This is a genomic window from Pantoea sp. ARC270 (assembly GCF_003236725.1).
Taxonomy (GTDB): domain Bacteria; phylum Pseudomonadota; class Gammaproteobacteria; order Enterobacterales; family Enterobacteriaceae; genus Pantoea; species Pantoea anthophila.
Genome location: NZ_PUGA01000036.1, coordinates 40,921 through 52,187 on the forward strand (window position 1 = coordinate 40,921; position 11,267 = coordinate 52,187).

The 11,267-nt window shown below is 61.0% G+C and carries 5 protein-coding genes and 1 pseudogene; 5 read left to right on the forward strand and 1 reads right to left on the reverse strand.

Translation table 11 applies throughout. The features are described 5' to 3' along the window. Nucleotides 1-5: 5 nt before the first annotated feature. The 5 genes from bcsB (at nt 6) to CKF42_RS16155 (ending at nt 11,136) form a co-directional block, all read left to right on the forward strand. A complete protein-coding gene (gene bcsB, locus CKF42_RS16130; protein ID WP_111208636.1) occupies nt 6-2,297 on the forward strand; it encodes a cellulose biosynthesis cyclic di-GMP-binding regulatory protein BcsB in 2,292 nt (763 codons plus the stop codon). Next, nucleotides 2,290-5,757, forward strand: a complete 3,468-nt coding sequence (gene bcsC / locus CKF42_RS16135; protein ID WP_111208639.1) for a cellulose synthase complex outer membrane protein BcsC — start codon at nt 2,290-2,292, stop codon at nt 5,755-5,757. The genes bcsB and bcsC overlap by 8 nt, the downstream gene beginning before the upstream one ends. A 117-nt stretch (nt 5,758-5,874) precedes the next feature. Further along, entirely contained in the window at nt 5,875-7,881 is a 2,007-nt protein-coding gene (gene hmsP, locus CKF42_RS16140; protein WP_111208637.1) for a biofilm formation regulator HmsP, read from the forward strand. Between the two features lie 225 nt (nt 7,882-8,106). Beyond that, nucleotides 8,107-9,396 (forward strand): dicarboxylate/amino acid:cation symporter, encoded by a 1,290-nt coding sequence (locus CKF42_RS16145; protein ID WP_009088401.1) that lies wholly within the window; start codon nt 8,107-8,109, stop codon nt 9,394-9,396. Between the two features lie 246 nt (nt 9,397-9,642). After that, nucleotides 9,643-11,136, forward strand: a complete 1,494-nt coding sequence (locus tag CKF42_RS16155; protein WP_111208638.1) for a pitrilysin family protein — start codon at nt 9,643-9,645, stop codon at nt 11,134-11,136. Nucleotides 11,137-11,138: 2 nt separating this feature from the next. Here the strand turns inward: CKF42_RS16155 and CKF42_RS16160 are convergent. Beyond that, nucleotides 11,139-11,267, reverse strand: a pseudogene (locus CKF42_RS16160) (alpha/beta hydrolase); the annotation flags it as partial.

Genomic DNA, 11,267 nt, shown 5'->3' on the forward strand with positions numbered 1-11,267 from the left:
ATGATATGACGACAACGAGAATAAACAGGTGGGTCGCTGCGCTGTTGCTGGGTTCCGCAACATTAAGCTGCGCTGCAGCAGAGGAAAATGCACCGGTCAGCGCGGCCGGAGAGACGGCGCAGCAGGCCGTGCCGCAGCCGTCGGCTGCGCCGCTGCGAAACAGCCAGCTGAGCTTTGCTAAGCTGGCACCGCCGCCAGGCAGCATGACGCTGCGCGGAACGCGCACCACCGGGCAGATTGAGTTTGGGGTGCGCAGCGACGAAGTCGTCACGAGTGCTATGCTGAACCTCAGCTATCGGCCATCGCCTGCGCTGCTGCCGACCCTGTCGCAGCTGAAGATCTATCTCAACGATGAGCTGGTGAGCCTGATTACCCTGACGCCGGAGCAGATCGGCAAAGAGAATCAGACGCAGCTGGCGCTGGACCCCCGGTTTATCGCCGATTTTAACCGCGTCCGCTTTGAGCTGGTCGGTCACTACGCCAACATCTGTGAAAACCCGGCCAACAGCACCATCTGGCTCGATATCGGTAAAGCCAGCAGCCTGGATCTGTCGCTGCAAAAGCTGCCGCTGAAAAATGACCTGTCACACTTCCCGGAGCCTTTTTTTGATGCGCGCGACACGCGGCCGCTGACCCTGCCGATGGTGTTTGCCGCCCAGCCCGATGTCGCGCAGCAGCGGGCTGCCGCCATCCTCGCCTCCTGGTTTGGCAGCAAAGCCGCCTGGCGCGGCCAGCGCTTCCCGGTCCTCTACAACCAGCTGCCGCAGCAACAGCACGCGGTGGTGTTTGCCACCAACGATGCGCGCCCGGCATTCCTGAAAGATCTGCCGCCGGTGAGCAAACCGACCGTAGAGATCGTCAGTCAGCCTGACAATCCCTATGAGAAAATGCTGCTGATTCTGGGCCGCAACGACGACGACCTGCTGACGGCCGTGCAGGGCATTGCGCAGGGCGAGTTACTGCTGCGGGGCGATACCTCCACCATTGACCGCGTCACGCTGCTGGCCCCGCGCCAGCCTTATGATGCGCCAAACTGGGTACGCACCGATCGCCGCACGACCTTTGCCGAGCTGACGCAATATGAAAATCAGTTGCAGTCTGACGGTCTGCAGCCTAATCCGATCAGCCTGACGCTGAATCTGCCACCCGATCTCTTCCTGGTGCGGGCGCGCGGTATCGATATGGATCTGAACTATCGTTACACCTCGCCCACCCAGCCGGACGGCTCCAGGCTGGCGGTCAACCTGAACAATCAGTTCATTCAGGACTACCCGCTGCAGCCAAAAAACACGGCCGGACAGCAGCTGCTGCACCTTCCCCTGCTGCAGGGAACGACAGACAAGAGTCATGAGCTGAAAATCCCGGCGCTCCGTCTGGGCGTGATGAATCAGCTGCGTTTCGATTTCGACTATGCCACGACCTTTATGGGCGGCACGGCGGACGGACGCTGCGAAACCGTCACCCCGGTGAGCAATCATGTGGTGGTGGACGACAACTCCAGCATCGACTTCTCCGGATATCGCCACTACATCGAAATGCCGTCGCTGCAGACCTGGGCGAATGCCGGCTTCCCGTTCAGCCGCTACGCCGATCTCTCCCAGACGCTGGTGCTGGTTCAGCCGGATCCGGATGCGCAGCAGGTCGCTACCCTGCTGAATGCGGTGGGCAATATCGGCGCGCAGACCGGGTATCCGGCGCTGCGCGTGCAGCTTACCGACGACTGGCGCACGGCGCAGAAGCAGGACGCGGATCTGCTGCTGATCGGCGACATCCCCAAAGATCTTCAGGACGACCGCCGGATCAGTGCGCTGGTTGACGCCACCGCCAGCTGGCTGAAAATCCCGGCGCGACGGGCATCTCTGCCGGCTCAGACTCTCAGCGAGGCGGAACGCAGCGCAGAAAGCACCACCGCCATCGGCTCCCGGGGTCCGCTGGCGACCGTGATTGGTTTCCAGTCGCCGTTCTACGATCAGCGCAGTGTGGTTGCGCTGCTCGCCGATGGCAGTCCGCGCAGCTGGCAGCTGCTCGATGAGGCGCTGGCTGACAGCGGCAAACGTGCGGCCATCTCAGGCTCTACGGCAATTGTCCGTGAGTCGGGTGTGAACAGTCTGCGTGTCGGCGAGACCTACTATGTGGGCCACCTCCCCTGGTGGGAGCGGCTCTGGGCTGCGCTGGCTACCCATCCTTTCTGGCTGGCGCTCTGCTCGGTGGGTGTCGTGGTGCTGTTTGCCATGCTGGTCTGGCGTCTGATGCGTCTTATCTCGCGCCGCCGTCTGCTTGATGATGAAGATGAATAAGTCGCTTCTGCTGCGGGCAGGTGTGCTGATCGGCCTGCTGGGTGCGCTGCCGGGGCAGGCTGCGCCTGTCGCCGGTCCGCAGGTTTCACCGGTTGACTGGCTGCTGACCCAGGTGCGCATCGGCGAATCGACCAACAAGTATGAGCTGGTGCAGCAGTCGCTCTACCGGCTGGAGAAGATTGACCCGGAGAATCCCCAGGTGCTGGCGGCGCGTCTGCGACTGGCGCTGCATCAGGGCGATCTCACCACCGCACAGACCCTGCTGGATCAGCTCAACCGGCTGGCGCCCGACTCCGCTGCGGCGCGGGAATCTGCCGCCGGCCTGCGCATGATGTCGTCTGACGGACGGCAGCAACTGCAGCAGGCGCGGCTGCTTGCCACCTCAGGACGACTGGCGGAGGCGAAAAGCGCCTACGATGCCCTGTTTAACGGCGTCTTCCCCGATCCTAACATTGCCCTGGAGTACTGGCGGCTGGTGGCGCGCCTTCCCGGCCAGGAGGATCTGGCCTGGCAACAGCTTCAGGTGCTGGAGCAGCGCTATCCTGGCAACGTCGGGGTCGGATTACAGATCGCCCGCATGGCCTTTGCGCGTCAGCAGCCGGAGCAGGCAATTACACAGCTGAAGCGGCTGGCGGAGCGCGGCGGCGGGCGTGAGGCCGCCGCCGACCTCTGGCTGCAGCAGATCACTGACCAGCCGGTCAGCGACAGCAGCGTGGCGCAGCTGAAGGCCTATCTGGCGGTATTTACCGACGGCGAGCCTCATCAACAGGGTGTGGACGCGTTATCGAAGCAGCAGAGCCAGCTGGCCGATCCCGCCTATCGTGACCGGATGCAGGCGCTGGCGCGGGTCGATGCCGGTAACGCTGACAGCGCCATGCGCGCCCTTGAACGGGCGCTGAAGAGCAATCCCGGGGATGCCGAACTGATGGGCGCAATGGGGCAGATTCAGGCCCGCGCGGGCCATCGTGAGGTGGCCATTCGCTGGCTGGAGCGCGCGATTCAGGCGGGTCAGCAGAGCACGCTGATTGGCAAATGGCAGTCGCTGCTGCAGACCAGTCGTTACTGGCTGGCGATTGAGCAGGGCGATAAAGCGCTGGCGCAGCACGATATCGACGGGGCTGAAAAGGCCTACCGCGCGGCGCAAACCTATGACAGCAGTGACAGCTACGCCCTGATTGGTCTGGGTGATGTGGCGATGGCGCGCAACGATGCGCCCGGCGCTGAACGGCTCTGGCAAAAAGCGCGCCGGCTGGATGGCACCAATATTACCGCGGTGCGGCGGCTGGCAGGATTTTACCGGACGGTATCGCCCGCCCGCGAGATGGCATTTATCGATACGCTGCCCGCCGACCAGCAGCGCGCTCTGGCCGACACGATTCGCACGCTGCGCAGCGACAGCCTGCGCGCGGAGGCCGATGCGCTGGCGCAGCAGGGGCGCTGGCCCCAGGCCACCGATCGCTATCGCCAGGCACTGGCGCTGACGCCGGATGACGTCTGGCTCAGCTACCGGCTGGCGGGTGCGCTGCGTAACAGCGGTCGTGCGCAGCAGGCGGAGGCGGTGATGCGCGGCGTGGCGCAGCAGCACCCGCAGGATAGCACCGCGCTCTACGCCGCCGCCCTCTGGTTCTCGGGCAACGATAACGCCGCTGAGGCCAGCGCCACGCTGCATCGTCTGCCGGAAGCACAATGGAGCAGCGATATGCGCCAGCTGGCTGACCGCCTGACGCAGGATCAGCGCTTTGCCGAGGCCGATGCCCTGCGCGAGGCGGGCGATGAGCCTGCCGCAATCGCGCTGCTTCGGCAGCAGCCGGATTCCAGCCGCCGCGATCTGACCCTGGCGGACTGGGCGCTGGCGCGGGGGGACGCGCAGCAGGCGCTGCAGGGGTATCAGCAGGTGCTGTCGCGCCAGGCGGACAACCGCGATGCGGCGCTGGGACGGATTGAGGCGCTGGTGGCGCTGCAGCGCAACGGCGAAGCCCGTCAGTCGCTGGAGACGCTGCCGCCGCAGCAGAGCACGCTGAATGCGGATCGCCGCGCGGCGCTGGCGTGGCAGGCGGTCGGTGAAACCACGCGGGCCGCGGCGCTGTTGACCGATCTGAAACAGCGTGCCGCCTCGCTGCCCCCTTCGCAGGATAAAGCGCTGGTCTATCGTGATGTGGCACGGCTGGAAGGGGCGCAGCAGCAGCCTGAACAGGCACTGGCAGACTATCGTCAGGCGATGACGGCCAGCGGCATCGCGAGCAGTGGCAATATCAGCCGCGCAACCCGCAACGATCCCCAGGATGACTGGCTGAAGCGCAGCCTGCGCAGCGACACGGCCGATCTCTACCGTCAGCAGCAGACCACGCTCACGGTGCAGCAGGACTATTCACGCAACAGCGGCACCGGCGGCATCTCCGATTTTACGGCGCACACCACCATGCTGCAGGCGGAACATCCGTTTGCCGATGGCCGGGGCTTTTTCCGTCTTGATCGGGTCGATGTCTCCGCAGGCACCTTTACCACCCGAAACGGCAGCATCGACGCCCTGTTTGGCAGCTGCGACGATGCCAATTCTGGCGGCTGTAATCGTGACAACCGCCAGCGCGATAGCGGGACGGCGCTGGCCGCGGGCTGGCATAACGCGACCTGGTCCGCTGACCTCGGTACCACGCCGCTGGGTTTTGAAGTCACGAACTGGACCGGCGGCCTGAGCTGGAAAACCGATGTGAAACAGCTCGGCGTCACACTGACGGCCTCACGCAGGCCGATCGCCAGTTCGCTGCTCTCCTATGCCGGGACGCGCGATCCCGCAGCCAGCGGCGGCAAAAGCTGGGGCGGCGTAGTGGCCACCGGCGGCAGCATCGGGCTGAGTTACGATCAGGGCGGCGCGCATGGCGTCTGGGGCGACATCAGTGCGCATCAGATCACCGGCAAAAATGTCGCCGATAACAGCCGCGAGCGCCTGATGGGCGGCTATTACTATAAGCTCATCAACAGCGACAACCGCCGGGCGACCGTCGGGCTGAACAGCATGCTCTGGCACTATCAGAAGGATCTCAGCGATTACACCTTCGGCCAGGGCGGCTACTACAGCCCGCAGCAGTATCTCTCTTTTTCCGTGCCGGTCACCTGGCGGCAGCGGACAGAGAACTGGTCGTTTGATCTGGGCGGCTCTGTCTCCTGGTCCCATTCGCAAACCCATGCCCAGCAGCGCTATCCGGTTAATCCGGGCTATACCCTTGCCAGTAACCCCTCTTCTGCCAGCAGTTCCGGCGGCGGTACCGGCTATACGCTGCAGGCAGTGATTGAGCGACGGCTGACGTCGAACTGGTTTATCGGTGCCGGTGTGGATATCCAGCAGGCGAAGGATTACACCCCGAGTCATGGTCTGCTTTATGTGCGCTATGCTGCCGGTGGCTGGGAAGGGGACCTGGATATGCCGCCACAGCCGCTGACCCCTTACGCGGATTTTAAATAATCCTGACCGGGAAAAAGCCGGACTTTTCAGACGGTAAAAAAGTCAGTTTATGGGATATACTGGCTGGCATTGTACTGTCTGCTATCTGGGCTTTTTTCATCGTCAGGAGAGAATTTTTTGCGCGTAAGCCGGTCACTTACGATAAAGCAGATGGCGACGGTTTCGCTGGTTGCGGTTATCACCATCAGTATTTTTATCGTCATCCAACTGTTTCATTTTGTGCAGCAGCGCAGGATTGACTACGCCCAGCAGATGGAGAATATCGCCCACACCGTTCGTCAGCCGCTGTCGGAAGCGGTGCTGCGGGCCGATATCCCCCGGGCCGAACACATTCTTCACTCTCTGAAACCGGCCGGTATCCTGTCGCGCGCCGATGTGGTGCTGCCCAATGCGTTTCAGGCGCTGCATGCTGACTTTGAGACAGAAAAACCGGTGCCGCGTCTGGTGGCCCGCCTGTTTGAGCTGCCGGTGCAGATTACCCTGCCGCTCTACTCGATAGAAAATACCAGAATGCCAAAGCCGCTGGCCTATCTGGTGCTGCAGGCGAACTCAACGCGCGTCTACCAGTTTATCCTCAGCACGCTCTCGACCATGATCATCACCTATCTGCTGCTGGCGCTGATCCTCTCCGTGGCGATCAGCTGGTGCATCAACCGGCTGGTGGTGCATCCGCTGCGTCATCTCTCGCGCGAGCTGCAGGAGCTGCCGCCGCAGGCGATTCTGACCCATAAACTCTCCCTGCCGCACAGCCATCATGATGACGAGATCGGCATGCTGGTGCGCAGCTACAACCGCAATCAGCAGGTGCTGGAGTCGATTCATGATGAGATGAGCCGGCTGACCACCCACTTCCCGGTCACCGACCTGCCCAACCGCACCCTGTTCCTGGCGCTGGTCGAACAGTTCATGTGCAATCCTGAACGGTCGCTGGGTCTGATGGTGATCCGCATCGAAACCCTGCAGGAAGCCAACGGCATACTCAGCGATGAGCAGCGCGACACGCTGATGCTGACGCTGGTGGAGAAGATCCGCCATACGCTGGATGACCACACCCTGCTGGCGCAGACCGGCGTCAGCGATTTTGTCCTGCTGATGAAGCGCGCCAGTAATCCGTTCCGCGCCCTGCGTCTGGCGCGCAATCTGATGATTCGCCTTAATCAGCCGGTCAGCCTGCACCAGCTGCAGCTGCGCCCTAACGTCAGCATCGGTCTGGCGCTGCGCGACGATCAGCCGCTGAGCGCCAGTGAACTGCTGGACAGGGCGATCTCGGCGATGATGTCGGCCCGTCATCAGGGCAAAAATCAGATCCTCTTCTTTGACGCCGCGCTGACCGAGCGCGCACAGAAACGCCTGACCCAGGAGCATGACATTCTGCAGGGTCTGCACGATGAGCAGTTTGCTCTCTACCTCCAACCGCAGGTCGATATGCGCACCGGGGCACTGGCGGGCGCGGAAGCGCTGCTGCGTATGCGCCAGCCGGATGGCAGTTACGGCCTGACGGAAGAGTTTATCGCCAGCGCCGAAGAGATAGGCGTGATTAGCGCAGTGGGACGCTGGGTGTTTGAAGAGGCGTGCCGCATTCTGGCTGGCTGGCAGCGGCAGGGCATGATGCTGCCGCTGAGCGTGAATATTTCTGCGGTACAGTTGCGCGATACGGGCGTGGTCTCCCATCTGCAGTCTCTGCTGACCCGTCACCGCATCGCCCCTGGCACTTTTGTGCTGGAAGTGACCGAGACGGCGCATCTGGATGATGCAGAACAGGCGATAGCGATGCTGCGACTGTTGCAGCAGGCCGGGGTGGCGGTGGCGCTGGATGATTTCGGCATGGGCTACTCCAATCTCAACTATCTGCATCAGCTGAAAGCGTTGCCGGTCAACAAGCTGAAGATGGATCGCAGCTTTGTGGCGGCGCTGCCGGATGACGACACCATGGTCTGCATCGTGGCGGCGATCGCCGAGATTATCCACCTTGAGGTGATTGCCGAGGGCGTGGAAACCGCGGAGCAGCGTGACTGGCTGCTGGCGCGCGGCATTCACATCGGGCAGGGCTACCTCTACGCGGAAGCGCTGCCTCTGACCCGATTCAATCAGGCCTGGATAGAAAACTCCTCACTGCCGCAATAATTGCCTGATTCATTGATTTTGCGAGAATTTTAGTTACAAAACCCCTTGCTGAAGCGTTTCAGTTCAGAATTACGATCCTGACATTTCCTGGGGGTTTGTCGCCCTGTATTAATCACGTAAACACAGTGTTATTTTCGGGTTACTGTCAGGCGCCACCTCTGTTGCCCGCCAGTCACAATAACGAATCCGACAACATCACCTCACGGCGTTAGTGGACACCTGTTTATGAAAACCTCACTTTTTAAAAGCCTTTATTTCCAGGTGCTGATGGCGATTGGCATCGGCGTTTTGTTAGGCCATTTTTACCCGGAGCTGGGGACCCAGATGAAGCCGCTGGGCGATGGCTTTGTTAAGTTAATCAAGATGATTATCGCCCCGGTCATCTTCTGTACCGTGGTGACCGGCATCGCCGGTATGGAAAGCATGAAAGCCGTCGGGCGCACCGGCGCTGTCGCGCTGCTCTATTTTGAAATTGTCAGTACCATCGCGCTGATCATTGGTCTGATCGTGGTTAACGTGGTGCAGCCAGGCGCAGGAATGAACGTTGATCCCGCCACCCTGGATGCCAAAGCGGTGGCGGTCTATGCGCAGCAGGCGGAACAGCAGGGCATCGTCGCATTCCTGCTGGATGTCATTCCTAACAGCGTGATTGGCGCCTTTGCCAGCGGCAACATCCTGCAGGTGCTGCTGTTTGCCATTCTGTTTGGTTTTGCCCTGCATCGTCTGGGTAACACCGGCACGCTGATCTTCAACGTGATTGAGAGCTTCTCGAAAGTCATTTTCGGCATCATCAACATGATCATGCGTCTGGCACCGATAGGGGCCTTCGGCGCGATGGCGTTCACGATCGGTAAATATGGCGTGGGGTCACTGGTGCAGCTCGGCCAGCTGATCGTCTGCTTCTATATCACCTGTGTGCTGTTTGTGGTGATTGTGCTGGGACTGATTGCGCGTCTGTTTGCCGGATTCAGCATCTTTAAGTTCATCGCCTATATCAAAGAAGAGCTGCTGATTGTGCTGGGCACCTCCTCGTCCGAGTCGGCGCTGCCGCGCATGCTGGATAAGATGGAGAAGCTGGGCTGTAAGAAGTCTGTGGTCGGGCTGGTGATCCCCACCGGTTACTCCTTTAACCTCGACGGCACCTCGATTTATCTGACCATGGCGGCGGTGTTTATCGCCCAGGCGACCAATGCCCACATGGATATTTTCCATCAGATCACGCTGCTGGTGGTACTGCTGCTCTCCTCGAAGGGCGCGGCAGGGGTGACCGGCAGTGGATTCATCGTGCTGGCGGCGACGCTCTCGGCGGTCGGCCATCTGCCGGTGGCGGGTCTGGCGCTGATTCTGGGTATCGACCGCTTTATGTCCGAAGCGCGTGCGCTGACTAATCTGATCGGAAACGGTGTGGCGACCGTGGTAGTGGCGAAATGGGTCGACCAGCTGGATCACAAACAGCTCAATGACACGCTCGCCGGCCGGAATAAAGAGAATAAAGCGTCCGAATCTTCAGTTTAATCATTGAATTTCACTTAAATCCCCTCAAATGCCCGCTGTCGCTTGCCCTGACAGCGGGCATTTGCATAATAAACCCCACTTGTTTTTTTTGACGTTTTTCACTTCGTTGCGCGACATCCTGAACTTCCTGTGGTCAAACACGTTGTTGTTGGATAACAGCGCGATTCGGCGCCAGCCGATTCGTTAATAACAGCGGCACGTCGCGCCAGTGATAACGATATTTGAATTATTTGAGTAGGGGTTCACATGCAGGGCACCAGAATTCGGCTTTTGGTTGGTGGATTAGTGCTGGCAGCAAGCAGCTATGCTCTCCAGGCAGAAACGCTGCAACCGGATCCGGCCTGGCAGGAAGGCAAGCTGGATAACGGATTTAACTGGCAGTTACTGGCCACACCGCAACGCCCCAGTGACCGCATCGAACTGCGGCTGGTGGTCAACACCGGCTCACTGGTGGAGAGTGCGCAACAGACCGGCTTCAGCCATCTGCTGTCGCGTCTGGCCATGGTGCACAATACCGCGCTCGACACCCAGCAGCAGCGCGCGCTATGGCAGCAGGCGATGGATCCTCAGCGCCCCCTGCCGCCCGTCATCGCCTCTTATGATTCCACCCAATATAATCTGAGCCTGCCGAACAACCGCCCTGAGCTGCTGAAAGAAGCGCTGAACTGGCTGGCGGCCACGGCGGGCAATATGGCGATTACCGAACAGGTGGTGAGCACCGCGCTGACGGCCTCCGATCCGGTCGCCACCTGGCCGAAAGATACGCAGGATGTCTGGTGGCGCTACCGCCTGAAAGGCTCGGCGCTGCTGGCGCACGATCCTGCGGCGCAGCCACGCGCCCCGGTTGATTTAACCCAGCTCAACGACTTTTATCATCAGTGGTACACCCCGGATGCGATGACGCTCTACGTGGTCGGCAATGTCGACAGCCGCAACCTCTCTGAGCAGATCAACAAAACCTTCTCGGCACTGACCGGCAAACGCGAAACGCCTGCGCCACTGCCCACCCTCTCCCCGCTGCCGCACGAGCCGGTGAATCTGGTCAGCAGCAACATGACGCAGGATCGCCTGTCACTGGTGTGGGATACGCCGTGGCAGCCGATTCGTGACTCGCAGAATCTGCAGCGTTACTGGCAGGGCGATCTGGCCCGTGAAGCGCTGTTCTGGCACGTTCAGCGCGCGCTCAGTGACAGCAAAGCGCAGGGCATACAGGTGGGATTTGACTGCCGCGTGCTCTATCAGCGTGCGCAGTGCTCGATCAATCTGGATGGACGCAACGACAGTCTGGCGCAGAATATGAATCTGGTGGCTCGCGAGCTGGCTAATGTGCGCGATAAAGGCTTACCGCAGGAGGAGTTTGATGCGCTGATGGCGCAGAAGCTGCTGGAGCTGAATAAGCTGTTCACCACTTATGCCCGCACCGACACCGATGTGCTGATGAGTCAGCGGCTGCGCTCCCAGCAGAACGCCGTGGTCGATATTGCGCCTGAGCAGTATCAGAAGCTGCGGCAGGCCTTCCTGGCGGGTCTGACCCGCGAGCAGTTAAACCAGGAGCTGCGCCAGCAGCTGACCCAGGAACTGATGATGGTTCTGATCCAGCCGGAAGGCGAAGCGGAAACCAACGTGAAAAGCCTGCAAAACAGCTGGGACAAAGTGATGGCACCGTCAGCGGCACCGGCGGCCAGCAATGAAGCCACGCCGCCGGACAGCAACGTCAAAGACGTGCCGCCTGCGGCTTAAGATCAGGTCTTTGCCCTGAGCCACTCGGTCACTAACATCGGCCAGCTGGCGAGGGGCAAATCTGCCACACCGCGGATACCGAATCCGTGCCCGCCTTTCTGATAGAAATGCACCTCTGCCGGGACCTTATG

Coding starts and splice junctions, on each gene's coding strand:
- bcsB (WP_111208636.1), top strand. CDS start 6: ATGACGACAACGAGAATAAACAGGTGGGTCGCTGCGCTGTTGCTGGGT.
- bcsC (WP_111208639.1), top strand. CDS start 2,290: ATGAATAAGTCGCTTCTGCTGCGGGCAGGTGTGCTGATCGGCCTGCTG.
- CKF42_RS16145 (WP_009088401.1), top strand. CDS start 8,107: ATGAAAACCTCACTTTTTAAAAGCCTTTATTTCCAGGTGCTGATGGCG.
- CKF42_RS16155 (WP_111208638.1), top strand. CDS start 9,643: ATGCAGGGCACCAGAATTCGGCTTTTGGTTGGTGGATTAGTGCTGGCA.